The sequence below is a fragment of the Streptomyces gottesmaniae genome, from assembly GCF_031845845.1.
Classification (GTDB): Bacteria; Actinomycetota; Actinomycetes; order Streptomycetales; family Streptomycetaceae; genus Streptomyces; species Streptomyces akebiae.
On record NZ_JAVRFJ010000004.1, the window covers coordinates 259,145 to 283,879 of the forward strand.

Here is a 24,735-nt window from a genome sequence, read left to right on the forward strand (position 1 = left end):
GCGGGAAACCGAACCAGGACAGGACGGACGGGACGGACGGGACGTTGCCCGGGCTGACCCCGGCCCCGGCCTCGGCGAGGGAGTCGAGCGCGGCGGGGTCGCGGCACCCAGGACGGGTCAGCGACTTCGGTGATGCCCCCTCCTCCTGGGATTCCTGCGGCAGTCAGCCGAGGTAGAAGTCCTTGCGGACGGCGACGAATTCCTCGACGGTCAGGGGCCGCTTCCCGGTGATGCGCTCGACATCGGTGGTCGCCCTGTCGTAACGGTTCGCGCGGTGCAGCTGCGCCATGGTCGCGATGTGCTGCTCGGTGTGCTGTGGCAGGCCCGCGTTCGCGAGTACCTCTGTGCGCCACCGTTGCAGGGGGACGTCCACGTAGGTCACCGTGCGGCCGAGTGCTTTGGAGAACTCCTGGGCTACTTCGGTCATGTCGAGCGCCCGCGGTCCGGTCAGCTCGTACACCTTCCCGGCGTGCTCCGTGGGATCGCGCAGGATGGTCGCGACCACCTGGGCGACGTCGGCGGCGGCGACTGGCGAGGTGCGTCCGGTCCCGAACGGCAGCGCCAGCGTGCCGTTCTCGCGGATCGAGCGCGCCGCGAGAGCGGTGAACAGCGGATTGTCGAGGAACGTCGTCGGGCGCACGTGGACCACGGGCAGGCCCGACCAGTCCAGCACCTGCTCCGCCAGCCAGTGCAGCCGCTGCTGGTGGGACTCCGCGGTGCTCGTGGCAGTCATCTGCGACACCGTCATCTGCGACATGTCCACCAGCACGTCGAGTTCGCCGTGTGCCTTCGCGACCGTGGCCATGACGGTCGCCGCCAGCAAGTGGTCCGGGGACACACTGAGTCCGAAGTACGCCCGGCGGACGCCGTCGAGCGCGGCCGCCACCGTTTCGGGCCGGGTCAGGTCCCCGGTGACGACCTCGGCACCCCATGCCCGTACCTCGGCCGCGCGGTCGTCCTCGCGGCGGATCAGAACGCGGACCGGCACGTTCTGGGCGCGCAGCCGCTCGGTGACGAGCCGGCCCATGCCGCCGGCGCCGGTGACGAGAACGAGGTCGTGATCAGTCATCGGTGGCTTCCTTCCGGAGGTGTTCGCCTCGGCCAGGCTCTGGCCGCTGCCCGGGTGGTAGTGCGTTGCGGTGCTCGATGTCGCCGATCGGTCTCGACGCACGGCCGGCCGCACTTGTGTGTGGCTGTGGTGCTCTGGGCCTGCGGGCGCCGGTGGTGCCTCCTTCATCGGAGGAAGAAGTTGAGGAGCGTTTCGGTGCGCTTGCCGAAGGGGGCGCGCAGCAGGCGGGTGGCGTTCCAGCGTCCTTGCACGTGGATGCCCTTGGGGTGGCTGAGGGTGCGGAAGCCTTCGATGCCGTGGTACTTGCCCATCTCGCTGGCGCCTACGCCGCCGAAGGGGAGGTCGTCCTGCGCGACGTGCATGAGGGTGCCGTTGACGATGACGTGGCCGAGGTCGGCGTGGTCCTACCGCTGTCAAGCCCTCTTGGCGCCGTTCCGCTCGCGGGCGGCGTCGAACATCGCGGTGAGAGCGGGGCTCTCGGCGAGGCTGCCCAGCAGGGCGTGGAGCGAGTGCCGTTCAGTGGTGCTCAGGTCGGCGAGGATTTCGCTGTCGAGACCGACGAGTGTGCGGTTGAGGTCGGCCAGAACTTTGCGCCCCTCGTCGGTGATGTCGACGGCGTACCGGCGTCGGTCCTGCGGATCGCGTGTCCGCTCGGCGTATCCGGCCCGCTCCAGGTCGTCGAGGCTCGTCACCATCGTCGCCGGGTCGATGCGCAGGAACGAGCCGAGCGCCAGTTGCGGCATGGCCCCGTTGTCCGCCAGGGCCTGCAGGACGCTGTAGTGGCGCACGCGCAGGCCGGTCGCGCCGATGCCCTCTTCGGCGATCCGGAATGCCACCTGACCGAGCTTGACCAGCAGGCAGATGGTGTGTTCGGCCACTGTCCCCGGTACCAACGGAGCCTCGGACATCGTTTATCCCGCCCATGGTTAGCCCTGCATATCGTCTGGGTCCATCGTACGAGAAGGCCTGAGGTGGACGGACCATGGCAGCGATCTCGGTGGGCTGAGCGGGGCTCGCGGGGCGGGGGATGCGCGGGGCCGTCAGCCGACGATGGTCCGGCCGAAGATCTGCCGGGCGATGACCCACTTCTGGATCTCGTTGGTGCCTTCGTAGATCTCGCCGATCTTGCTGTCCCGGTAGATCGCCTCGACGGGGCCGGGGCTGCCGTCGGCGCCCAGTTCGCGGGCGAAGCCGAGGCCTCCGAATGCCTGGACGGCGTCGCGCGCCATGTCCACCGACAGCTTGGTGGCGTAGTACTTCGCCATCGCGGCCTCGGGCTCCGGGGACGGGTTGCCGGCGTCCAGGCGCAGGGCGGCCTTGGTGACGAGGGTGCGGGCGTTGTCGATCTCGGTGGCCCGCTCGGCGAGCAGGAACTGCCAGTGCTGGTTGGCGGCCACCGGCTTGCCGAAGGCGTGTCGCGTCGACAGATGGGCCACGGCGTGGTCGAAGGCGGCCTGTGCCATGCCGACCCCGGCGGCCGCGATGCCGATCCGGCCGTAGGTCAGCGTGGACAGTGCGTGGCGCAGTCCGTGCCCCTCGGCGCCGCCGAGGAGGTCGGCGTCGGACAGGTGTACGTCCGTGAAGCGGATGTCCGCGGTGAGCTGGCCGCGGTTGCCCATCTTGCGGTCGGGAAGGCCGACTTGAACGCCCGGAAGCGTTGTGTCGACGATGAACATGCTCAGCCGCTCGCCGGTGCGGGCGAGAACCACCACGATGGAGGCCACGGGCGAGTTCGAGATCCACCGCTTGTGGCCGTTCAGCACCCACCCGGTCTCGGTGCGTACGGCCTCGGTCCGGACAGCCTGCGGGGACAGGTCGCTGGAGGCGTCCGGCTCGGTGGTGGCGAACGCGCCGACCACCGAGCCCTCTGCGACCTTGGGCAGCCAGCGCTGTTGCTGTTCCTCGGTGCCCTGCCGCAGGGCGTTGCCCGCCAGGATGCAGTGCACGTCGAAGACGGCCGCGACGCTGCTGGAGTAGTAGGCCAGTTCCTCGATCGTCGCGGCGGTGGCGGTCGCCGGGTGGGACAGACCGTCGCCGCCGACCTCGCCGGGGAAGGGGATCCGGAAGACGCCCGCCGATGCGAGCGCGTCGAACACCGGCCGGGGGAAGCCGTCGGCGCGCTCGTCGCCGTTCGCTATCGCCGCGGCGTGCGGTGCCACCTCTTGCTCCGCGATCCGGCGCACGGCGGCGCGAACGGACTGGGTCTCTTCGGGGGCGAGGAGCTCGTGGTAGAGCCGGTCGCTCTGGCGTACGGGAGTGGAAGTCATACGCGGACGATATCATTCGCACCACATACGATTAGCTCACCAATCGATTTTGGAGGTTCGACCATGACACGAACCCTGGCCGACAAGACCGTCCTGATGTCGGGAGGCAGCCGCGGCATCGGGCTCGCCATCGCCCTGCGCGCGGCCCGCGACGGTGCGAACGTGGTGATGCTCGCCAAGACCGCCGTACCGCACCCGAAGCTGGAAGGCACGGTCCACACCGCGGTCGAGGAAGTCGAGCGCGCGGGCGGCAGGGGGCTGGCCGTCGTCGGGGACGTCCGCAACGAGGACGACGTACGCACCGCCGTCAACGCCGCGGTCAGTGCCTTCGGCGGCATCGACATCGTGGTCAACAACGCCAGCGCGATCGACCTGTCGTCGTCGGAGCAACTGGAGATGAAGCGGTACGACCTGATGCAGGACATCAACACGCGTGGCACGTTCCTGCTGAGCAAGGCCGCGATCCCGCACCTGCGTGAGGCGGACAACCCGCACATCCTCACCCTCTCGCCGCCGCTGAACCTCGCGCCGCACTGGGTGGGCAGGCATCTCGGTTACACGCTGTCGAAGTACGGGATGAGTCTGTGCACCATCGGGCTCGCCGAGGAGCTCGCCGCCGACGGGATCGCCGCGAACTCCTTGTGGCCGCGGACCCTGATCGACACGGCCGCCGTACGCAACGTGGTCGGCGGCGCCGGACAGGCCCGTAGTCCGCGCATCATGGCTGACGCCGCGTACGTCGTCCTCACGCGTGACGCGCGCACGTGCACCGGCAACCTGTTCATCGACGACGAGGTCCTGTCCGACGAGGGCATCACCGACCTGGCCGCCTACAGCCCTGCCGGCTTCGAGGGTGATCTCGCGCTCGACATATTCGTCGACCCGGCCTGATCCCACCCGGTTCCGAGGCGTGGGCGGGCCTCGCCCCATGGTGGCGAGACCCTCCATCAGACGGGCGTGCTTCGGCGGGAGCCACGAAGAGGTGCTGGCCGACCGCCAGGCAAGTGTGCTCCTGGTGGCGGCCGGTGTGGTCCTCGCTCTTGCACGCCGCTGCCCGCCAGTCGGCGACGCTTCGGTCGAAACCAGCCCCGGTCTCGCAGCAGTTGCCCGCTGGAAACGGAACCTGTCACGCCGGAAGCCGGTCCTAGTCCTGGTCCTCCAAGCGGACCGGCATCAGAAGCGAGAAGGCGTGCTCGTCGTCGGGCCGACGGATCGCGAGCGGCGCCGTGGGCGCGCCCACCTCCAGGATCAGTTCGTCCCGGGCCCCGGCGGTGAGCGCGTCCAGCAGGAACTCTCGGTTGACGGCCACGTTGTTGAGGTCGTCGTCACCGTCGCCACAGACGATCACGGTCCCGTTCTCCGCCACCCGGAGCACGCTCAGGTCGTACGGTTCGCCGTCCCGCTCACGCTTCTCGCCCTCGCGGACCGAGTCGGTCTCCAGGGCCTGGCGGAAGGCCGCCGTCCCGACATGGGCCCGGCGACCGGCCGGGAGGTGGACGAGGCGACGGTAGTCGGGGAACTCCCCACCGAGGCTCTGCCCGGCCGTCTGCCTGTCCCCGGCCTCAAGCGTCACGCGGTCACCGTCCACCATGAGCCGGGCGGGCTCATCGCCGGTCAGCAGGGCCCGCATCGCGTCGGCGAGCGGAAGAGGCACGACCACCTGCGTCCGAGGTCCGCCGTGCCCGGCCGTCCGTGCTCGCGCGACCGCCATCCGGTAGCGGTCGGTGGCCACGAGGTGCAGCAGTTCTCCCTCGATGTCGAACAGGATCCCGCCGAGCGTCGGCAGCTCCGCGTCGGTACCGGCGGCGAAACGGACCGCGTCCAACGCGGCGGCCAACTCCGGCGCCGGCGCGGAGAACCGGGCGGTGGTGGTGTGGAGCGAGGTCATGGGGGCTGTCTCCCTGTGGTCGAGTTGAGCTCGGAGCGTGGAGAACTCACTGCGGGCATCGGACAGCCCCAGTTCGAGACGGCGCAGGTGCGCCTGGAGAAGACCGCGCACCAGTTCCGTGTCCACGCCGCCCCAGGCGGCCAGGACGAGCCGTATGTCGGCCAGCGGCATGCCCGCCCGACGCAACCGGGCCAGCAGCCGAGCCTCTTCGAGCTGCTCGGGTTCGTACCAGCGGTACCCGCTCACCGGGTCCACCCAGGCCGGGACCAGCACTCCGGCACGGTCGTAGAACCTCAGGGCGCTCACCCCGAGTCCGCTGTCCCGGGACATTTCTCCAATGCTGCGCATCTCGTTCTCCACACCCGGGACTCTGGTGCCTCGACCATGTCGAGGGTCAACCTCGGCCCCTCCCCCTTTCTCGATCAGGTGGGACAGTCGTCGAGCGTGGTGGCCGTACCCCAACGGATCATGAGATAGCCCGACCCGCCGATCTCCGCCACGGCGTAGCGCGTGTACGGCCAGCCGGAGCCCGCGTTCTGCCGCTGGCTCACCAGGGCGCGGCATGCCTCGCGCGCGGCCATCTCGGCCCAGGTCTCGACCTGCCCCTGGTTCCACATCAGGTAGTCCGACCACACGTACATGGCCGAGTTCGCAGGGTCGAAGCCCACCTTGATCTCTTCGTGGCCGAGGACCTGGCCGGTGCCGAGCGTCGGGCGCATCTCGTTGCTCCGCTCGATGACCTTCTTGGCGGCACGGTCGGCAACCCGGATCTCGTCGCGGTCGGTACTGGGGACCATCGCCTCCCCGAGGCCGTTCTCGTCCGGCTCCCAAGCCGACTCCGCTTCGGAGGGGTCGCTCTGCGCTGTGCCGTCCTCGGCGGCCGACCGGCACCGTTCATCGGCGATGAAGTCCTCCTGCCACGTCACCTGCGGGGCGCGGCCCGGCTCCTCCCGCACCGTGACGTAGGTGCGATACGGCAGATCCGGGTGGACGTTGAGAACCACGTCGCGCAACGCGAAGCACATCGCTCTGGCGATCTCCGTCTCCGCGATCAACGTCCCGTGCGCGTCGGTGTCCAGGCTGTACGAGAAATAGACCTCACGGCGTGCCTCATGGAACGTCACACTCCCCGGAGAGAGCCGGACGTCGCTCATCTCCCCGGACAGAACACTCTGGTCGTGCAGTACGGACCTGGCCACGTCGTGTTCGCCCTGGCCCTGAGCCGTACGGGATTCCGCCCAGCTCACCGCACTCGCCGCGCCGTCGCTCACGGCCTTGCCCCGCTCCGCGGCGGTATCCGCCTCGTCGGTGTTCAGGGCCTGCGGTCCGGACCCGGCGGGCGCGGAGGGTGAAGCCGATGCCACGCGCTTCCCGTCGGCGGTGGTGTCGGGCATCAGGGCCGTCGCTCCGCCGACCAGGCCGCCCATCACCGCCGCCGCCACGACCACGGCGCCGATCCGTCGCTTGGCCGACCGGTCCGGCGGCACCTGCCATGCCGGGTCGTCCCCGGCGGGCACGTCCCAGAGTTGGGCGACCATGTCACCGGTCTGGGTCGGCAGCGCGTGGACGCCCACGATCTGGGTGGCCTGGGAAGCCAGCAACGCCCCGCACAGCTGGGCCACTTCGGCGGCCGCCGGACGGTCCCCCGGTTCCTTCGACAGCGCCTTCTCCAGAATCCGGCGCAGGGACGCGGCGACGCCGTCCAGGTCCGGTTCCCCCGACATCACGCGGAAGGCGACCACGTCGGGTGCGCCGGCGCCGAAAGGCAGCCTTCCGGTCGCCGCGTAGGCCACGAGCGCTCCCCACGCGAACACGTCGCCCGCCGGCCCCGCGGTCCCCTGCCGGTACTGTTCGGGGCTGATCCAGCCCGGTGTCCCGGTCATGATCCCGGTACGCGTGACACTGGTTCCGTCGAAGGCGTGTGCGATACCGAAGTCCAGAATGCGTGGGCCGGAGGGCGTGAGAATGACGTTCTGAGGCTTCACATCGCGGTGCACCACGCCGACGGCATGGATGGCGGCCAGTGCCTGCGCGGTGGCCGCCGCGAGAGCGTACAAGCTCCCTTCGGCGAGGGGCCCACGCTCGTGCACATGCTGGTCCAGGGTCGGACCGGGAACGTAGGCGGTGGCCAACCACGGGGTCGCCGCAGCGGTGTCGGCGGCGAGCAACGGAATCAGATACGGGCCGGTGACACGGGAGGACAGTGCCACCTCACGTGTGAAACGGGCCCTGAACTCCGGGTCCTGCGCCTGCTCGGAATGGATCACCTTGACCGCCACGCGTGTTCCCTCCGCGGTGACTCCGGCGTGGACTGTGCCCATGCCACCCGCGCCGAGACGGCCGACGATGCGGTAGGGGCCTATGCGGGAGGGGTCGCCGGGACGGGCCGGTTGGACTCTTCCGCCGGAGCCGATTGCGCTCACGCGTACTTCCTTGCACTGAGGGGCGGCCTGGAACAGGCCGACAGGGAGTGACGGATCGAGAGAGTGGCGTGCTGCCGGAAGAGCGGAGGCCGGCGGGCGGACGAGGTGTCCCATGGGCACGAGTAGCGGCTCCTCGAGCCCGCAGCCGCGGCCGCCGCGCCACCGGCCACCCCACGCGCGCCCGCGGCAGCTGCCGATTCGGACTCTCCGCCGGGCCCGGCCCAGCGCCCCCGATGTCGCCATTCATCGCATCATCGTCCCCGATCCCGTACCTCGCCGTGGCGTGAACAGCGCGAATACACGCGCCCGTTGAAGACATCTCGCAGCCCGGAGTCGGTCTGCTCGCGGGTCTCGGCGTGGACAGCAAGCCGGCCGACTGCCCTGTCGCAAGCCCGCCTGCGCGCCGAGGCGCATGCCGGTCGGCTCGCCGCCGCCCTCCACGAGGTGCTACCCCTCTGCGTTCTCGGGTTCCGCTCGCGTCGCGGGGCAGGCCCTCGGTGGTGGGGCACAACGGCCCTCCTCTTCCGTGATGGGATCCGTCAGGGGTCGGCCTGCCGGTTCGCGGAGGTCCGGACGAATCCTGAGTAGGTGACCCGTGCCTATCCCCGAAGGTGGGGCCGTGCCGTAGTGGCAGGGGCGGCCACCGGCGAGGATGTTCGTCATGACCATGGACCAGGACCTCGCTCCTCCTCGCCCGGCGCGGTCTGCGCCCGTGGTGTTCGGTGCCGGAGCGGCCATCGGTGTGCTGGGCGGGATGATCGGACTGGGCGGAGCCGAGTTCCGCCTGCCGCTGCTGATCAGCCTCTTCGGGTTTGCCGCGCTCTCGGCCGTCATCCTGAACAAGGCGATGAGCCTGGTCGTGGTCCTTGTCGCGCTGCCCGCCCGGCTGGCAGCGGTCCCTGCCGCGGAGGTGGCCGCACACTGGCCGGTCGCGGTCAACCTGCTGGCCGGCAGCCTGCTTGGGGCCTGGGCCGGGGCGACCTGGGCGGTACGCATGCGCAGCGGCACCCTCTACAAGGTGTTGGCCGCGCTGATGGTGCTCATGGCGACCGCCTTGATGGTCACGCACACGACCACCTTGGGCGCGCTTGCGCTGCCGCTGTGGGCACAGGTTCCCTGCGGCGTCGTGGCAGGGTTCGGCATCGGGGTGGTCGCGGCGATCATGGGTGTGGCCGGAGGGGAGTTGCTGATCCCGACGATCGTGCTGCTGTTCGGCCAGGACATCAAGACGGCGGGAAGCCTTTCCCTGCTGGTGTCGCTGCCCACGATGCTGGTGGCCTTCGCCCGCTACAGCCGCGACGGCAGCTTCGCCGTCCTTGGCACCAACCTCCGCTTCACCATGGTCATGGCTGCCGGATCGATCGTCGGCGCGGTCCTGGGCGGACTGCTTCTCGGGGTGTTCCCGGACCTGGTACTCATGCCTGTGCTGGCCGTGATCCTTCTCGTTTCCGCGGTCAAACTGGCCCGTCACGACTGACCGGGCCAGGACGGCTTGAGCTTGGACCGCACGGTGACGTCCACCTCAGCGTCTCGCCGACCTGCCGGGTCATGACCGGTCCGGCGGCCTGCCGTACGACGGCGGCAACGTGCTGGTGGTCCGGCGGGATCGCAGTCTGTCTCCTCCACCTCCGCCGCGCGACCGCCCACCTGTCCAGGCGCTGGCGCGGCCGAGGCACGTTCGTCGACAAGCTGTTCACACCCGCTCAAGGACCCGTCCAGCGACAATCAGTTCGTCCCGCTCTGCCCGCACCTCCGCCGACTCCTCGGTCAGCCGTTCCCTGCGGCTTCAAGGTGGCGGAGGCTCAGCGCTGCCCCCAACCGGACGGCGGTGCGCTCAGTCGCCCTCACTTCATCCCTTTCTCTTCCGCGCCCACGCGACCGGTGACACCGCGTTCGCAGTGAGGGCGCCCCATGGCGCGCCGGTCGAGGCCGCGCGACGCTCACGGTTTCCCGTGGCCGGCGCAGCAGCCGCATCGCCTCGCGGCCTCCGTGCCGGCCCCGCCAGCTCGGGCAAGTGCCGCGCGGCAAGCCCGAGGACGGTGACAGACGATCCGCGCGCTCGTCTCCCCGTGACGGCGTACCACGGCGGCCGTACGAGAAGGCTCCCCCGCGTCTGGACGCGTCCGCGTGCCTGACCTAGGGTACGCAGCAAGCGCTTTCTGACCCGGTCATGCCAACCCGCGACCAGGTCGTGCCCCACGCCGACAGCACCGCCTCCCCGCCTCCCGCCTCCCGCCAGCGAGTCATGCGTCAGCCCTGCCCGACGGCCCGGACGTGGCGTCGGGCAGGGCTGACGCGGAAAGGCAGCGCCCCGTGCCGCACGACGAACCACAGAGCCCGTCGCCCGCGTGGACCCGTAAGTCGTTCCTCCGGGGACTGGCGGCAGTCGGTGTGGCCCCGCTGCTGCCCGGGGTGCTGCCCTCGCCGGCCCTGGCCGCCTCGTCGGGCGATGCCGCCGGCTTCCCTCTGCTGCGGGACGGCGTGGTCGTCGACCTGTTCGTCGACCCGGCCGACGATCCCGCCGTGGCCCGCGCGGTCGGGGATCTCCAGGCGGACGTGGAGCGGGTCGGCGGGGTGCGTCCGCGCCTGCTGCGCGCCCTGCCCCAGGAGGCCTCGCTCCTCGTCCTGGTGGGCACCATCGGCGCGAGCCCGGCCATCGACCGGCTCATCGCGGACCGGCGGCTGGACGTGTCCCGGGTGAAGGGTCGTTGGGAGGCGTCCGTGACCCAGGTCGTGGACCGCCCGCTGCCCGGCGTGGAACGCGCCCTGGTGATCGCCGGCAGCGACCGGCGCGGCACCGTCTACTGCGTCTACGACATCTCGGAGCGCATCGGGGTGTCGCCGTGGCACTGGTGGGCCGACGTTCCGGTCGAACGCCGCGACACGGTGACGGTCCCGTCGGGCACGCGGAAGAGGTACGAGCCGTCCGTCCGCTACCGGGGCATCTTCATCAACGACGAGCAGAACCTCACCACCTGGTCCCACCGGACGCAGGAACCGGACAAGCACATCGGCCCCGAGACCTACCGACGCGTCTTCGAGCTGCTGCTCCGTCTCAAGGCGAACTACCTGTGGCCCGCCATGCATCCGTACTCCGACTTCTTCAACAAACACCGCGCGAACCCCGAACTGGCCGACCACTACGGCATCGTCGTCGGATCCAGCCACCCCGAGGCCATGCTGCGCAACGGCGTCCACGAGTGGGACCCGTGGGCCAAGGAGCACCCGGCCGCCGACGGCAGCCTGCCGGTGTACGACTACACGGTGAACCCCGCCGTCATCTCCGACTACTGGCGGGCGAGGGCGCGGCAGAACGCCGGTTACGAGAGCAGTTGGACCCTGGGGATGCGCGGTCTGCACGACAGTGCGCTGGAGACGAAGCACGCCACGACCCTCGCGGAGAAGGTCGTGGTGATGAACGACATCATCGCGGACCAGCGCCGCCTCCTGGCCGAGGAGGTGGGCGCCGCGGCCGAACCGCAGATCTTCATCCCGTACAAGGAGGTCCTGGACCTGTACAACGCGGGTGTCCAGGTGCCCGACGACGTCACGCTGATCTGGCCGGACGACAACCACGGCAACATGCGCCAACTGCCCGACGAGGCGGAGCGGCGGCGAGCGGGCGGCAACGGCATCTACTACCACCTCTCCTACTGGGGCCGCCCCAAGAGCTATCTGTGGCTGGACACCACCCAACTCGCCAAGATCTGGCAGGAGTTGCGTCGGGTCTACGAGCACGGCGCCGACCGTATGTGGATCTTCAACGTGGGAGACATCAAGTCGATCGAGACCGGGCTGTCCTTCTCCATGGACATGGCCTGGGACGTGGACCGGTGGGACGCCGACGAGGTGGAGGGCTTCCTCGTCGAATGGGCCGGGCGGCAGTTCGGGCACCGCCACGGCGCGGAGATCGCCGCGATCCGCACCGAGTACTACCGCCTCGCGGCGGAGCTGCGGCCGGAGTTCGTCGCCCGCGGTCTGCTCTCCGTGGTCCACCACGGCGACGAGGCGGGCCGCCGGATGTCCGCGTACGACCGCCTCCTGCGGCGGGTCCGCGCGCTCGGCGCCAAGCTGCCGGAGGCCTACCGTGACGCCTTCTACGAACTGGTCGAATACCCGGTCCATGGCGCCTACTTGATGAACCTGAAGTTCTACTGGGCGGAGCGCAACGCCCTCGCCGTCCGCCAGGGGCGCGGGGCCGGCGCCAACCGCTTCGCGGACCTGTCCGACGCCGCCCACGCCGAGGAGGCGGCGATCACCAGGCGCTACAACACCGAGGTGGCCGGCGGAAAGTGGAACGGGATCGTCAACCCGTACCCCTCGGAGATCCCCAAGGCGCCAGGACGTCCGAGCGTCACCAGGGTCGCCCGGAAGGAGACCTCGGGTCTGGGCGTGGCGGCCGAGGGCAACGAGACCGGCACCGGACGGCCTCTGTCCTTCTCCTCCTACACCCGTGACCGACGCTTCGTCGACGTGTTCAACACCGGCTTTCTGCCCCTGGACTGGGCTGCCGAGGCAAGCCACCCGTGGGTACGGCTGAGCACCTCCGGCGGCACGATGACCGAACAGACCCGGGTGTCCGTGGAGATCGACTGGGAGCGGGTGCCCAAGGGCGCACACGAAGCCACGGTGACCGTCACCGGTGCAGGCAACAGCCTCGCCGTACCCCTACGGGTGCTCAACGACGGGAGGCGGGCGCGCCGGCGGGCGCGCGGCTTCGTCGAGGCCCATGGGTATGTCTCGATGGACGCCGCGCACTACGACCACCGGGTGGCGCGCGGCGGGGCCCGCTGGCGGACGGTACGCGGGCTCGGCCGCCGTACGGCCGCCATGGAGGCGGTGCCTTCGACGGCGGCGCCGATCACCGACGAACTCACCACTCGGGCACCGGAGTTGCGCTACCGGGTCCGTTTCGCCGGCACCGGGGACTTCCGGGTCACTGCCTTCAGGCTCCCCTCCCTCGACGAACGCGGCCGTCGCCGGGTCGCCCTGGCCCTCGACGACCAGCCTGTCGCCGTCCTGGCGGGACAGGCCGTCGCCACGGGCAACCGCGGCGACGCCTGGGCCCGCAACGTCGAGGACGGCATCGAGAAACTGACCACCACCGTGACCGTCACCGAACCCGGCGAACACGTCCTACGGCTCTTCATGGTCGATCCCGCGATCGCCGTGGACCAGATCGTCATCGACACCGGCGGGCTGCCCGTCACCTACCTCGCGCCGCCGGAGAGCTACCACCACTCCTACAACCCCGATCCCGTGCCGGAGGAGCCGTGGGGGCTGCCGGACACACCGGTCCGGTAGGCAGGCGTCACCACCCCTCACGGCGGACGCCGCGACGGCCCACGTCCGGCTGCGGCGTCCTCGTGCACTGTCAGGCTCAACGACCCAACATTTTCCTGCGGATTCGGAAGGAGCGCTGGTTGCGAGGGAGGGACGCGTCCATGAGGGATGCGATCAGGGGAGTGCGAACCTTTTCCGTGATTGCGATCATCGGCGGCATATGTGCGTGCCTCGCGGGAGCAGTCACGGGCGACACTGTGCCCATTGTGCTCGGAGTGATCGCAGCAGCAGGCGGAGCGCTTCTGGCGGTCTTCGCTTTCCTCGCCCATCGGAAGACTCGCTCCTGACACGAGCTTCGGGCAAGTTCTCGCGGATGGCCATGGGACGACTCCGTCTCCATCGGAATGACCGCACGCCAGGAAGCCGCCGTTCTGGACGATCCCGATCGCCCTGCGGCGTTCCCGCTCGTGCTGCGGCCAATGTGATCGAGGCCGTGAGCTCCGGCAGCGTGCTGGTGAGCGCCCACGAGGGTGGAATCAACCGAGACGGCCCAATCGAGGTCCTCTTCGGGCGTCGGCCTGCGCGATGAGCGCAGTGAAGACACGCAGTGCAGACCCGCAATGCAGGTGCGCTCCCACGAGCGACCTCCTCGACATGAGCCCCTCGTTCGAGACTCCGGGATACATCACCTTCGACCTCGGGCCGGGCGCTGACCTCGGTCTGTGGTCTGGCCAGTTCGAGCATCTGTCACCGGACGTCCCGCGTACCAGTGAGGTCTGCCTGGCCATCGACGGTGGTCCCGACGAGCTCAACGCGATCTTCAAGCAGTGGCAGTCCAAGGGCGTCACGATCGTGCGCGAGCCTCACGACGCGGGGTTCGGGCTGACCTTCCTCGCAGCCGATCCTGACGGGAACCGTATCCGCGTCGCACCGCGGGACTGAAAGGCCGCAATGCGGCAGGCGCGCACGCCAGGTGTCGCGCCTGCCGTCGTCTGGCTTCGAGAGGACGACGAGTCCCCCCACGGCGGGTCCGCACGGCCCACATCAGCTGGGGTGATGCTCCTCGAATGCCTCATGTGGCGGGGAACGGCGGGCAACCGCCGGGTCGGGTGATCTTCCGGCCGTAGGGGCATGAGGGCAGGGACTCCTGGCCCGCGGCGAGCCGCAGAAGGTCTGAAGAACGTGTCAGCTGTCCCGAAGACCGACCGCCAGCGTCAGTTCAAGGACCCGGTGCGGCGACCCGAGGTCGGGAAACAGCTCCCGCAGCTGCGACATCCGGTACCGGACGGTCTGGGGATGGACGAACAACGCCGCCGCCACCTCGTCCCGCCTCCCCTGGTGCAGCAGCCACGCCCGCAAGGTCTCCTCCAGCCGCCGCGCGGTCGCGACAGGCAGGGTCCGCAGCGGTGCGAGGGCTCGGGCGCGCAGGTCCGCGAGTGCGTCCCCGTCGGCGCTCAGTACCAGCTCGGGCAGGTGCTCCTCGGTGTCGCGAATGTCGCAGGAGAGTGAACGCGCGCGCACGGCTCGTGCGTACGAGGCGGACGCACGAGTCCATGGCCGGGCCGGGCCGACCACGGCGGTGCGGTCGGCCAGCTGGCGCAAGAGATGTGGTCGGTCGGCATCGGGGACGAGCAGCACGCCCGAGGAGTCCGGCAGATCGTCGAGGACGAGGGTGCTCGGGTCGAGCACCCGGTAGGCAGGCCGGGCCTGGGCGGCGGGCAGCAGGACCGCGGTCAGCGAGACCGGAGGCTGCCACCCTGCCCGTTGGACAGATGCCTGCAGCACGTCCGGGCTCGCGCCGGCGAGGAGGTCCCGGACCAGTTGTTCCAGGTGACGCTCATGCACCCGGCCCCGGGCGGCCAGTTCGTCGGCGTGGCCCGCGGCGCTCGCGGCGGAGAGCTCGTCGATGTAGGCGAAGGTCAGCTCGGCGAACTTGGCGACCTCGGCGGCGGGCAGACCTGCGGGTACGGCGCCCGCGGCCAGGCATCGCCAGGCCACGCGGGCGCCGACGCGGTAGGCGCTGAGCAGGGCGTCCATCGAACGGCCGTCGCGCACCTCGCCGCGGCCCAGCTCGTAAGCCGCGTCACCGGCGTCGCCGCCCGTGGCGTTCCCGCTCGCCACGTCCAGGTAGTTGCCCAGGGCGGTGCGGACGGCTCGTCGGATGGTGCCGCCCATGCGGCCCGACAGGGCGTTGGCGTAAGGAGGGACCTCGTCGATGATCGCCTGGACGACCTCGTCGGCGGTGGTTCTCAGCGCGGCCCGGAGCGCGGCGACCGTCGTCTCATCCAGGGCCAGTTCGGTGGCCCTCCGGATTACATGGCTCATATTTTGTTCCCTGTGAACAATTCAGCCGATCAGATTCACGTCCTGCGGACAGGACTTTACGCCCTGCGGCGCATCAAGCTGGACTCATGACGAGTGCAGCCCTCCGCAGCAGGGCGTGGAAAATGCTGGAGATGGTCACGACGCCGCTGCTGCCGTCGGACTACCTCGACCTGGTCAGCCCGCTGCGTGCGGGCGCCGACCTGCGGGGTCGTATCGAGGCCGTGCACCCCGAGACACGTGACGCCGCGACCATCGTGATCAGGCCGGGACGGGGCTGGCGCGGCCACACAGCCGGTCAGTACGTGCGGATCGGGGTCGACGTCGACGGGGTGCGCCTGTGGCGCGCCTACTCGCTCACCTCACCGACAGACCGCCAGGACGGCCGCGTCTCGATCACCGTGAAGGCGATCCCGGACGGCAAGGTCAGCAACCACCTGGTCCGCAGGGCGAAACCGGGCACGCTGATCCAGCTCGACCAGGCGACCGGTGACTTCGTGCTGCCGGAGGCCAAGCCCGCCAAGGTGCTCTATCTGACAGCGGGCAGCGGCATCACGCCTGTGATGGGCATGCTGCGCGACACCGAGTTCGACGACGTCGTCATGGTCCACTCCGCGCCACGCCCGCAAGACGTGATCTTCCGCGACGATCTGCACGGCCTGGTCGCGGACAAGAAGCTGCGTCTCACCGAGCTGCACACCGACACGCACGGCATGCTCGACATCTCCCGTCTCGACGAACTCGTGCCCGACTGGGCCGAGCGAGAGACCTGGGCCTGCGGGCCCACGGGCCTGCTCGACGCCGCCGAGGAGCACTGGACCGAGCACGGCGTCCGAGAGCGTCTGCACACCGAGCGCTTCCGCCCCAGCGTCGTCGCCGTCGGCGACGGTGGCGAGGTCACGTTCAGCACCACCGGCAAGACCGTCGACGCGGACGGCGCCACGCCGTTGCTGGATGTCGGCGAGGAGGCCGGCGTGCTCATGCCGTCCGGGTGCCGCATGGGCATCTGCTTCGGCTGCGTCACGCCGCTCAAGGCGGGCGCCGTCCGCGACCTGCGCACCGGCGAGATCACCGAGGCCGAGCCGGGCGTCCTCATCCAGACCTGCGTGTCCGCCGCGGCGGGCCCCTGTGACATCGAACGGTAGGAGCACCTTGACCGCCATCGACCCCACCGCCCACCTGACCGCGGAGCAGATCGAGGAGCTCGGCCGCGAGCTGGACGCGATCCGCGACGAGGTTCTCGCCGACCGCGGCGAGAAGGACGCCGCCTACATCCGCAAGGTCATCTCGGCGCAGCGCAAGCTCGAGCTGGTCAGCAGGGGCGTGCTGCTGTTCTCGTTCTTCCCGCCCGCGTGGCTGATCGGCACCGCCGGTCTGTCCGTGGCGAAGATCATGGACAACATGGAGATCGGCCACAACATCCTGCACGGCCAGTGGGACTGGATGCGGGACCCGAAGATCCACTCCACCACCTGGGAATGGGATCACGTCTCGCCGGCCGACCAGTGGAAGCACTCGCACAACGAGCTGCACCACACGTACACCAACGTGATCGGCAAGGACAACGACCTCGGCTACGGCATCATGCGCGTCGACGAGGACCAGCGGTGGCACCCGTTCCACCTCGGCCAGCCGCTGTGGAACTTCATCAACGCCTGCTTCTTCGAGTACGGCATCGCCGCGTACGACCTGGAACTCGGCAAGAACCTGCACAAGCGCCGCCGCAAGAACCCGGAGTTCCGCGCGCGGGCCAGGGCCGTGGGCCGCAAGATCCGCAAGCAGGTGCTCAAGGACTACGTGATCCACCCGCTGCTGTCGGGCCCGTCGTTCCTCACCACGCTCGCCGCCACGTTCACCGCGAACCTGGTCCGCAACCTCTGGACCCACTCGGTGATCATGTGCGGGCACTTCCCCGAGGGCGTGCAGGTCTTCGAGCGCCGGTCGATCAAGGGCGAGACGCGCGGCCAGTGGTACCTGCGCCAGATGATGGGCTCGGCGAACATCAGCGGCAGCAAGGCCATGCACTTCATGACCGGCAACCTGTCGCACCAGATCGAGCACCACCTGTTCCCGGACCTGCCGAGCAACCGGTACGCCGAGGTCGCGGTGAAGGTGCGCGCGTTGTTCGAGAAGTACGAGCTGGAGTACGTCACCGGGCCGCTGCCCAAGCAGGTGTTCTCCGCGTGGCACAAGGTCTTCCGGCTCTCCCTGCCGAACAAGAAGCCCAAGGTCAAAACCCCGGACCGCGAGCAGGAACTCGTCGCGGCCTGATTCTGGGATCGGCTCCGGCCGTGAACGACATCGCAAGCGAGGCCTGTTCCGACGGTTCAGAGAGGGAGCCGCTGCCGCCGGGTTCCCGCTCGCTTCGGCGGTACCGGGTCAGCCGGCAGGGGGCCGCGAACGACGCTCCGGTTGGAATGGGCCGGGTTGCCGTCGTCCTCCTGCGCCGACACGTCGATCAGGGGGTCCCGGCCGAGGTCGCCCAGTAGCCGTCCGTGCGGGGCAGACCGGTTGACGGTCACCGTGACCTCCCGTTCTGCCCCGGAGCCGCGGATCAGGCGCACTCCCCTCGGCCCTCGGTGTGTCGTCGGCGAGCCGCCATGCGGTGACGGCACTGCATAGCAACCCCCACGACGAGACTCGCGGAGGCGACCGCCAGGGCGGGCGGGGCGGCGCAGCCACGCTGGACCGCGTCCGCCGCTTCAGTCGGTTCCGTCGGTTTCGTCGGTTCCGTCACGTCCGTCGCTTCGACCCGGCACCGGTGGGGTGTCGCGGCTCCCGGCCTGCCGGTGCGGGGCCGTGTCCGACTCCAGTTCCGCCGAGATCGAGCGCCACACCTCGTCGGGCGGTGCGGTCAGGAGGTCGTCGGTCGAGACGGTCCGGGCGGCACGGACCACGCGTCGCAGCTGGTCGAGTTCATCGCGGCACGCCGGACACCGTGCCAGATGAGCGTGCTGGCCCGGGGTCGGGCGGGCAACGGGTCCGAGTGCGAGGTCGGTCAGCTCGTCGGGGTCCAGGTGCTGCGCCATGCTCCGCCTCCCCTCGTGCAGCCGGTCGCCCCTCAGGCATGGTCCCCTCCCCCGCCCCGGGCATGGACAGCAATTGACGGCAATCGACGGCAATCGACGGCAGCGTAAGCGGGCGCACCGGGCCACGGGCTCATTCCGTGGAGGTGATCGGGACCGCCGTCACCACCAGGTTCCGCTGGTAGCCGCCTCGATCCCCGTCGAAGGGGGGCGCGCAGGTGATCATCGTGAGGACCGGTTCGCCGGTCCTGGCGAAGGTCGAGGCGGGCAGCCGGTCCTTGTCCACCTGTATGCGCGCGACGACCTGGTACATGACGGGCGGTGCGGCGGCCCGCCGAACGGTCACCTCGTCGCCCGCGCGTACGTCGAAGAGGGCGGCGAAGGCCCCGAGGTCGCCCGTGCGGGAGTCCACGTGTCCCACCATGACGGCGGAACCGGACGGTTCGCCCGGAGCGGGACCGAAGCGGTACCAGCCGATCTTCTCCGGGTCCTCGGGAATCTCGGCGGTGCCGTCCGGGGCCACTCCGCCGGGCTCGACCGCGGCGCTGAGACCGACGCGCTCGATGTCGAGCCGCCTCGGGTCGGAGGCGGGGCCCAGGTTCGCCGCCGTGGCCGGAGTGCTGGTGCTCTCCGCGCGGTCGGGCGGGGCCATGGGCGACGAGTCGGCGGCCCTCGCGTCGAAGTCCGCGGTCGGCGGAAGGCTCTCACCGCCGGACGGTGCCAGTGCCAGCACCGTGGCTCCGGACACCGCCAGCAGGGCTGTCACCGCTGTCTGGAGACGCCGCCGGAACCACGGGACCGGCCCGGTGTCACGCACGGCCTCGGGACACCACACGGCGGGCGGTCAGCGCGCCGGCGAGGCCGAGGAGGCCGGCTCCGGCGGCGTAGGCCAGCCATGCGTCGGTGTCGTTGGTCGAACCGGCGTTCACACCGGAGGGCGAGGAGTGCATGCCGGTCAGGGTCTGCACCTTCAGAGCGAGGTTCTTGTCATCGGCGCTTCCCCAGGCGTAGACGATGTTGGAGGTGCCCTCCTTGAGGGCGAGGTCGGCGGGACCGATGGCGACGTCGTCGGTGCCGGCCAGCACGACGTCCGCCGAGACCGTGCCGGCGTCCACGGTGGCGGTGTCCTCCTTCGGGTTGACGAGATCCTTGAAGACCGGTGTGCCGCCAGCCCTGACATCGACGGCCGGAGCCGCCGCGACATGACGGACCGTCAGTCGGGCCTGGCCGGCAGCCACTTCGGAGGTGTCGTTGACGTAGGCGTCCAACTGTGGCGCACCGTCGGCGTTCAGGTGGGCCACGACGGTCGCGTCGGCCCCCGCGGGAACCTCGACAGTCTTCTGGATGGCGGGCTCGCCCTTCGGGTCCGCCCCTGCCTCGAAGACCTTCAGGTCGTAGGAGCCGGCGGGAAGGGGCTGCGGGTCGGTGAGGGTGCCCGGTTCGAAGTCGGGAATCAGTTCGTCGCCGTTGGCGTACACGTCGACGTTCAGGCCGGGAACGGCGTGGAAGACGGAGACCATGGCCTTGTCGTCGTCGGCGGCGGCGTTCGCTGTTCCGGCGCCGCACAGCACGAGCGCGCACACGCCGAGCGAGGCTGCTGCGGCAACGGGGGTCCGGGAGATCATGGCTGGCTGTCCCTTCGAACTGCCCACTCCCTGTGAGTGAGTGCACCTGGTCTTCGGTGCGTGCCGCGGCGGGGGATGCAGATTCTTTCCGGGCGTCTTTTTCGGGGCGTCTTACCCGGGGCGTCTTTTCCTGGCGCCCTTTGCGGGTGGACGAAACGTGTGCTTGAAGGGCTTGCGTCGCTCGAAGGCCCTGTGCGTGGGCTCCGGAGAAGCGGGCCGGCCGCATGGGCGCTTGAGTGGAGCATTTCGATGCGCTAACGCTGCACGTTGCCCGCCGCATCGTTTCGACGGACGGTCGTCGTGTCGTACTCCTTCGACCTCGGAGCTCACGATGACCACTGCACCGCCCGACACACACCTGAGCGCCGACGCGGAGCGCACCCATCCCCGCCACCCCGATCCCCGCAGGGTGACCGGTCCGCTCCCGGCGCCCGAGGAAACCGATGACACCGAACTCGCCCGGCGGTTCCACGCCGGGGACGAGCAGGCGATCGCCCTGGCGTACCGGCGGTGGGGTTCCCTCGTCCACACGCTCGCCCGGCGCTCGCTGAACGATGAGCGGGACGCCGAGGACGTCACCCAGCAGGTCTTTCTGGCCGCCTGGCGGGGACGTGAGCGGTACCGCCCGGAGCGCGGCGCGCTGGGCGGATGGCTCGTCGGCATCACGCGCCATGCGATAGCGGACGCGCATGCGGCGCGGGCGCGCAGGGCCGACGTCGAGAGCATGTCCGCGGCCCAGCAGGAGGAGGCGGTGCGGTACTGGGGCGTCGACGAGAGCCAGGCCGCCGTCGACCGCGTCCTCGTCCTGCAGAAGCTCCAGCGTCTGACGCCGGTGCAGCGGCGTGTGCTGGGCATGGCCGTGTACGGCGACATGACCCAGGCGCAGATCGCCGAGCTCACGGGGCTGCCCCTGGGCACGGTGAAGAGCCATATCCGCCTGGCCCTGCACTCGCTGCGCCGGGTGATGGAACCCGCTGTCTGACCGCGTCCCGGCGCTCGTCGCCCGCCGCGTTCCCGGGGCGCCCGCCCTGGACGGCGGGCGCGCTCACCGCGCCTGCCCCCAGACATCGTCTCGGCGCATCATCTCGGCGCCTTGCCCACATCGCCCGCATCGCATCCGTCCGCACGCCGGACGGTGAATACCTCCCGTGCCCCGAGGCCCGGGACATCGAGGCCAGGGACATCGGCTACGGCGGAGGCGACAGGATGGACGCGCACGAGGAACCCGGCGCCGGGGCCGGCATGACGACCGGGATGCTCGCGCGCAGGCTCGGCATCTCTCCCACCACACTGCGTTCCTGGGACCGCCGCTACGGTCTCGGGCCGGCCACCAGGGTCGAGGGGCGTCACCGGCGATGGACGGCCGAGGACGTCGCCATGGTGCGGGAGATGTGCCGCATGACCGCGGAGGGCCTCCCTCCCGGGGAGGCGGCCCGGGCCGCCAAGGCCCAGGCGCTCAGAACCGGCACCGTGCGCTCCCCGGCCGCCGAGACACCCCTGGCAGGCCACCCGCCTCCCCGCCCTCTCGCACCGGTCGACGAGCCGTTCTCACCCGTGGACGCGGCCCCGGCGGATGTCCCGCCGATCGCCGACTCGCGCCGACTGTGCCGGGGGCTCGCGCAGGCGGCGGTCCGTATGGACGCCGAGGCCGTACAGGAGCAGATCACGGCGACGGTGGACGCGTACGGCCTGGTGGCCGCGTGGGAGGAGATCCTCGTTCCGACGCTGCGGTACGTCGGACGCAGGTGGGAGTCCTCCGACGACCGGTACGTGGAAGTGGAGCACCTGCTGTCCTGGCACATCTCCACGGTCCTCCGGTACGCCTACGCACGCGCCACGGCCCAAGGCCGAGCCGCAGGCACGCGCCAGGTCCTCCTGGCGTGCCTGCCGGGCGAACAGCACACCCTCCCGCTGGAGGTGCTCACCGCCGTACTGGCCGAGCGGGGGCTGCGCGTCCTGATGCTGGGCGGTTCGGTGCCGGTCGAAGCGCTGGAGGCCACGGTCCGCAGGGTCGCCCCGGCCGCCGTGGTCCTGTGGTCGCAGTCCCGGAGTACCGCGAACCTCCCGCTCGCCCGGCACCTCGCGGCCATACGCTGGGGGATCCACGGTGCCCGGACCCGCAGTGATGTTCTGCTGTGCGGCCCGGGATGGGGGCTGCGTTCGGATCCGGAGCTCCTGCGCCCCTTCGGTCTGGGCGACGCCGTGAGGATCACGGTCTCCGCCGGTCGCCCCGGCGACGACGCGTCCACGGCGAGTGAGGAGCACGCACCGGAGTCCGTGTGATCCGCTGCGCCGTGAGTGAACCGGGAGGCCGGACCACCGAGTCGCCCGGCGGCTAGGGCGCTTCTGATGGATCTCCGCGGCGTCGCGACGCCCGGCACGCCCTCTCGCCGCACCGCGCGAAAACCCCAGTACGTCCAGTACGCGGGCTTCCGCGCGGCACGCCGAGAGCACGCTCCCCCAGTCTCGGCTTCGCTCGACCGGGAGGGGCCCCCACGACGCCGCTCCTTCTCCCACGGAGATCCATCAGAAGCGCCCTAGCTCCGCACACGCATCCGGACTCGCCCTCCAAGCGGAAGAGCAGCTGTGATGCGTCCCCGCATACGGCTTCTGTTCCGTAGCGGACGACGATCGTCCCGAGCCCGGAGGAGTGCTGATGAACCCCAAGAGGCCGCACGAGGCAGGTGCCGGGAGCGAGCAGCTTTCCCCGCCCGGTGAGACCCCCGCCGCCGAAGGGTCGACGGCCGAGGCGCACCGCGAACGACCGGACGGAGGCCTCTGGGAGCATCCGCACCTGTGGCTGTTCCTGCTCGCGGTCGGCGGTCTGCTCGTCGCCGCCTTCTTCCTGGTACGCATGGTCACCCTGTGACCCCGCCACGTCCCCCGAGGGCCTGCCCTGATCGCGGGGCGGGCCCTCGGGGTGGTTCCACGGGGGTGGGCAGGCGACTCCTTCACGCTCAGGGACGGGTCCCCGATTCGGTCCGGGGGCTGCGTGAGCGCGGGCGCCGGGGTGGAATCCGGTGCGGGGCCGAGCGCCGCCCGGCGTGCCCGGCGTCGTGCGGCGAGGGCTTCCCGGACCGCCTCTCGGGGGTGGCGGCGCCGCCGGTACGGGTCGTCGTGGGGCAGTGTGGCCGTAGCAGCGCACGCGGGACGGCTTCGAGACGCAGTTCGACACGAACCACCTGGGGCACGACGGGGACACGGTTTCCGCTGGAGACCGCCGTACGCGGCTGAGTGCGGCCCGTCGGATGGGCGAAGACCACCACGTCGGAGTCCCGGTGCCCGACAGCGGCGGCCACGCCCAGCCCCGCAGGCATCGGCGCTATCGGTCCATCGGCGGTTGCGCCCCATGCGCATCGCCGAACCGTGCTGGTCCGAGGCGAGCAAGGTTGCCACGGCGGCGATGCCGGCGGTCCACCAGGAGCTCTTGGCGACCTGCGAACGTCGCCTACCGCACCAGGCAGGGCCGCTTGTTGTCGAATGCCCAGGCAGGGATGAGGTATTGCATGGTGACTGCGTCGTCGCGGGCTCCCAACGCCTTCTGCTGGTAGAGCTCGTGAGCCGCGAGCAGTCGGTCCATGTCGAGGTGGACCCCCAGGCCCGGGGCGTCCGGAACGGCGATCTCGCCGCCGCTGATACGGGGCGGTGCTGTGGTGAGCCGTTCCAGTCCCTCCTGCCAGATCCAGTGCGTGTCCAGGGCGTTGTACTCACCGGGGGCCGCGGCGCCGCAGTGGGTCACCATGGCCAGGGAGATGTCGAAGTGGTTGTTGGAGTGACAACCCCAGGTCAGGCCCATCGCGTTGCACAACTGTGCTACGCGGACCGAGCCCTGCATGGTCCAGAAGTGCGGGTCGGCCAGCGGAATGGAGACCGACTGGAGGGCCAGGGCATGGGTCAGCTGGCGCCAGTCGGTGGCGATCATGTTGGTCGCGGTGGGCAGGCCGGTGGCGCGACGGAACTCGGCGAGGATCTCCCGTCCGGAGTAGCCTCCCTCAGCTCCACAGGGGTCCTCGGCGTAGGCGAGCGTGTCGGTGAGCGGACGGCACAGCTCGACCGCCTCGCGCAGTGACCAGGCGCCATTGGGGTCGAGAGTGATCCGCGCCTCGGGGAAGCGGTTCTTGAGGGCACGTACGGCCTTGACCTCCTCGGCGCCCTCCAGGACACCGCCCTTGAGCTTGAAGTCCCTGAACCCGTAGAGGTCGTAGGCCGCCTCGGCCTGCCGGACGATCGCCTCCGAGGTGAGGGCCTCCTCGTGCCGGACGCGGTACCACTCCACCGGGGAGTCGGGTTCACGGACGTACTCCAGGTCGGTGCGGTCCGGGTCGCCGACGTAGAAGAGGTAGCCCAGTACCCGGACGGAATCCCGCTGTTGGCCGTCGCCGAGCAGCGCCGCGACCGGTACATCGAGGTGCTGTCCCAGGAGGTCGAGCAGTGCCGACTCGACGGCGGTGACCGCGTGGACGGTGGTGCGCAGGTCGAAGGTCTGGGTGCCCCGCCCGCCGGCGTCGCGGTCGGCGAACCGGTCACCTATGGCGCGCAGCACCCGCTTGTAGTCGCCCACCTTGGCCCCGACGATCAGTGACTCGGCGTCCCGCAGTGTCCGCGTGATGTTCTCCCCTCCGGGCACCTCCCCCAGTCCGGTGCGCCCCTCGGAGTCGGTGAGGACGACGACGTTGCGGGTGAAGTAGGGGCCGTGCGCGCCGGAGAGGTTCAGCTCCATGCTGTCCCGTCCGGCGACGGGGTAGACGGCGAACGCCGTGACGGTCGGCTGTCCGATGCTCATCGGGTGCCCTTCTGGGGTGAGGTGGTACGGGGCGCGCGGAGTGTTCCGA

At 70.4% G+C, this 24,735-nt stretch carries 20 protein-coding genes; 9 read left to right on the forward strand and 11 right to left on the reverse strand.

Annotated features, from left to right (window positions below; genetic code table 11):
- Positions 1-163: 163 nt before the first annotated feature.
- The 4 genes from RM704_RS07085 to RM704_RS07100 form a co-directional block, all read right to left on the reverse strand.
- On the reverse strand, positions 164-1,069 hold the full coding sequence (locus RM704_RS07085) for an NmrA family NAD(P)-binding protein (RefSeq protein WP_033532076.1): 906 nt from the start codon (positions 1,067-1,069) through the stop codon (positions 164-166).
- A gap of 164 nt (positions 1,070-1,233) precedes the next feature.
- A complete protein-coding gene (locus RM704_RS45520; protein WP_033532075.1) occupies positions 1,234-1,431 on the reverse strand; it encodes a hypothetical protein in 198 nt (65 codons plus the stop codon).
- A 51-nt stretch (positions 1,432-1,482) separates the two neighbouring features.
- Complete coding sequence (locus tag RM704_RS07095; RefSeq protein WP_078937512.1) at positions 1,483-1,977, reverse strand: MarR family winged helix-turn-helix transcriptional regulator; 495 nt, start codon at positions 1,975-1,977, stop codon at positions 1,483-1,485.
- A gap of 132 nt (positions 1,978-2,109) precedes the next feature.
- A complete protein-coding gene (locus tag RM704_RS07100; RefSeq protein WP_033532074.1) occupies positions 2,110-3,336 on the reverse strand; it encodes an acyl-CoA dehydrogenase family protein in 1,227 nt (408 codons plus the stop codon).
- Between the two features lie 63 nt (positions 3,337-3,399).
- Between RM704_RS07100 and RM704_RS07105 the strand changes: the two genes are divergently transcribed.
- The gene (locus RM704_RS07105; RefSeq protein WP_033532073.1) at positions 3,400-4,227 is read left to right on the forward strand and encodes an SDR family oxidoreductase; all 828 of its coding nucleotides are present in this window, start codon (positions 3,400-3,402) and stop codon (positions 4,225-4,227) included.
- Between the two features lie 253 nt (positions 4,228-4,480).
- On the opposite strand, the gene RM704_RS07110 is transcribed toward RM704_RS07105, so the two are convergent.
- Together RM704_RS07110 and RM704_RS07115 are read right to left on the reverse strand one after the other, a co-directional pair.
- On the reverse strand, positions 4,481-5,572 hold the full coding sequence (locus RM704_RS07110) for a DNA polymerase III subunit beta family protein (RefSeq protein WP_078937540.1): 1,092 nt from the start codon (positions 5,570-5,572) through the stop codon (positions 4,481-4,483).
- 74 nt (positions 5,573-5,646) lie between these two features.
- Positions 5,647-7,647: a serine/threonine protein kinase gene (locus RM704_RS07115; RefSeq protein WP_033532072.1), complete on the reverse strand. Its 2,001-nt coding sequence runs from the start codon at positions 7,645-7,647 to the stop codon at positions 5,647-5,649.
- A gap of 661 nt (positions 7,648-8,308) precedes the next feature.
- Between RM704_RS07115 and RM704_RS07120 the strand changes: the two genes are divergently transcribed.
- From RM704_RS07120 to RM704_RS07130, 3 genes are all read left to right on the forward strand, one after another.
- Positions 8,309-9,124 carry a sulfite exporter TauE/SafE family protein gene (locus RM704_RS07120; RefSeq protein WP_033532071.1) on the forward strand — a complete coding sequence of 272 codons (816 nt, stop codon included), beginning with the start codon at positions 8,309-8,311 and terminating at the stop codon, positions 9,122-9,124.
- Between the two features lie 899 nt (positions 9,125-10,023).
- Positions 10,024-12,951 carry a glycosyl hydrolase 115 family protein gene (locus tag RM704_RS07125; RefSeq protein ID WP_438828903.1) on the forward strand — a complete coding sequence of 976 codons (2,928 nt, stop codon included), beginning with the start codon at positions 10,024-10,026 and terminating at the stop codon, positions 12,949-12,951.
- A 564-nt stretch (positions 12,952-13,515) separates the two neighbouring features.
- On the forward strand, positions 13,516-13,872 hold the full coding sequence (locus tag RM704_RS07130; RefSeq protein WP_052146530.1) for a VOC family protein: 357 nt from the start codon (positions 13,516-13,518) through the stop codon (positions 13,870-13,872).
- A gap of 243 nt (positions 13,873-14,115) precedes the next feature.
- Here the strand turns inward: RM704_RS07130 and RM704_RS07135 are convergent, their stop codons facing one another.
- Positions 14,116-15,255, reverse strand: a complete 1,140-nt coding sequence (locus RM704_RS07135; RefSeq protein ID WP_033532070.1) for a PucR family transcriptional regulator — start codon at positions 15,253-15,255, stop codon at positions 14,116-14,118.
- A gap of 86 nt (positions 15,256-15,341) precedes the next feature.
- Between RM704_RS07135 and RM704_RS07140 the strand changes: the two genes are divergently transcribed.
- Together RM704_RS07140 and RM704_RS07145 are read left to right on the forward strand one after the other, a co-directional pair.
- A complete protein-coding gene (locus RM704_RS07140) occupies positions 15,342-16,397 on the forward strand; it encodes a ferredoxin reductase (RefSeq protein WP_033532069.1) in 1,056 nt (351 codons plus the stop codon).
- A 7-nt stretch (positions 16,398-16,404) separates the two neighbouring features.
- Positions 16,405-17,523 (forward strand): fatty acid desaturase family protein, encoded by a 1,119-nt coding sequence (locus RM704_RS07145; RefSeq protein ID WP_033532068.1) that lies wholly within the window; start codon positions 16,405-16,407, stop codon positions 17,521-17,523.
- Positions 17,524-17,954: 431 nt separating this feature from the next.
- Here the strand turns inward: RM704_RS07145 and RM704_RS07150 are convergent, their stop codons facing one another.
- The 3 genes from RM704_RS07150 to RM704_RS07160 all read right to left on the reverse strand — a co-directional run bounded on the left by RM704_RS07150 (position 17,955) and on the right by RM704_RS07160 (position 19,903).
- A complete protein-coding gene (locus RM704_RS07150) occupies positions 17,955-18,281 on the reverse strand; it encodes a hypothetical protein (protein ID WP_052146529.1) in 327 nt (108 codons plus the stop codon).
- 130 nt (positions 18,282-18,411) lie between these two features.
- Positions 18,412-19,095 carry a class F sortase gene (locus tag RM704_RS07155; protein WP_311590193.1) on the reverse strand — a complete coding sequence of 228 codons (684 nt, stop codon included), beginning with the start codon at positions 19,093-19,095 and terminating at the stop codon, positions 18,412-18,414.
- Positions 19,088-19,903 (reverse strand): DUF4397 domain-containing protein, encoded by an 816-nt coding sequence (locus tag RM704_RS07160; RefSeq protein WP_033532066.1) that lies wholly within the window; start codon positions 19,901-19,903, stop codon positions 19,088-19,090. Before RM704_RS07160 ends, RM704_RS07155 begins: the two co-directional genes overlap by 8 nt.
- Positions 19,904-20,234: 331 nt before the next feature.
- On the opposite strand from RM704_RS07160, the gene RM704_RS07165 reads away from it, so the two are divergent.
- The 3 genes from RM704_RS07165 (at position 20,235) to RM704_RS07175 (ending at position 22,772) form a co-directional block, all read left to right on the forward strand.
- Positions 20,235-20,885 carry an RNA polymerase sigma factor gene (locus RM704_RS07165; RefSeq protein WP_078937511.1) on the forward strand — a complete coding sequence of 217 codons (651 nt, stop codon included), beginning with the start codon at positions 20,235-20,237 and terminating at the stop codon, positions 20,883-20,885.
- 224 nt (positions 20,886-21,109) lie between these two features.
- Positions 21,110-22,186, forward strand: coding sequence for a MerR family transcriptional regulator (locus RM704_RS07170; RefSeq protein ID WP_052146528.1), 1,077 nt, complete (start codon positions 21,110-21,112; stop codon positions 22,184-22,186).
- A gap of 373 nt (positions 22,187-22,559) precedes the next feature.
- Complete coding sequence (locus RM704_RS07175; protein ID WP_033532065.1) at positions 22,560-22,772, forward strand: DUF6480 family protein; 213 nt, start codon at positions 22,560-22,562, stop codon at positions 22,770-22,772.
- 579 nt (positions 22,773-23,351) lie between these two features.
- On the opposite strand, the gene RM704_RS07180 is transcribed toward RM704_RS07175, so the two are convergent.
- Positions 23,352-24,680 (reverse strand): enolase C-terminal domain-like protein, encoded by a 1,329-nt coding sequence (locus tag RM704_RS07180; protein ID WP_033532249.1) that lies wholly within the window; start codon positions 24,678-24,680, stop codon positions 23,352-23,354.
- Between the last annotated feature and the right edge of the window lie 55 nt (positions 24,681-24,735).

Excerpts from the sequence above, each read along its gene's own strand:
- RM704_RS07130 (WP_052146530.1), top strand. The coding sequence starts at position 13,516 with ATGAGCGCAGTGAAGACACGCAGTGCAGACCCGCAATGCAGGTGCGCT.
- RM704_RS07135 (WP_033532070.1), bottom strand. The coding sequence starts at position 15,255 with ATGAGCCATGTAATCCGGAGGGCCACCGAACTGGCCCTGGATGAGACG.
- RM704_RS07160 (WP_033532066.1), bottom strand. The coding sequence starts at position 19,903 with ATGATCTCCCGGACCCCCGTTGCCGCAGCAGCCTCGCTCGGCGTGTGC.
- RM704_RS07140 (WP_033532069.1), top strand. The coding sequence starts at position 15,342 with ATGACGAGTGCAGCCCTCCGCAGCAGGGCGTGGAAAATGCTGGAGATG.
- RM704_RS07150 (WP_052146529.1), bottom strand. The coding sequence starts at position 18,281 with ATGGCGCAGCACCTGGACCCCGACGAGCTGACCGACCTCGCACTCGGA.
- RM704_RS07165 (WP_078937511.1), top strand. The coding sequence starts at position 20,235 with ATGACCACTGCACCGCCCGACACACACCTGAGCGCCGACGCGGAGCGC.
- RM704_RS07085 (WP_033532076.1), bottom strand. The coding sequence starts at position 1,069 with ATGACTGATCACGACCTCGTTCTCGTCACCGGCGCCGGCGGCATGGGC.
- RM704_RS07175 (WP_033532065.1), top strand. The coding sequence starts at position 22,560 with ATGAACCCCAAGAGGCCGCACGAGGCAGGTGCCGGGAGCGAGCAGCTT.
- RM704_RS07120 (WP_033532071.1), top strand. The coding sequence starts at position 8,309 with ATGACCATGGACCAGGACCTCGCTCCTCCTCGCCCGGCGCGGTCTGCG.
- RM704_RS07095 (WP_078937512.1), bottom strand. The coding sequence starts at position 1,977 with ATGTCCGAGGCTCCGTTGGTACCGGGGACAGTGGCCGAACACACCATC.
- RM704_RS45520 (WP_033532075.1), bottom strand. The coding sequence starts at position 1,431 with ATGCACGTCGCGCAGGACGACCTCCCCTTCGGCGGCGTAGGCGCCAGC.
- RM704_RS07105 (WP_033532073.1), top strand. The coding sequence starts at position 3,400 with ATGACACGAACCCTGGCCGACAAGACCGTCCTGATGTCGGGAGGCAGC.
- RM704_RS07110 (WP_078937540.1), bottom strand. The coding sequence starts at position 5,572 with ATGCGCAGCATTGGAGAAATGTCCCGGGACAGCGGACTCGGGGTGAGC.
- RM704_RS07100 (WP_033532074.1), bottom strand. The coding sequence starts at position 3,336 with ATGACTTCCACTCCCGTACGCCAGAGCGACCGGCTCTACCACGAGCTC.
- RM704_RS07170 (WP_052146528.1), top strand. The coding sequence starts at position 21,110 with ATGGACGCGCACGAGGAACCCGGCGCCGGGGCCGGCATGACGACCGGG.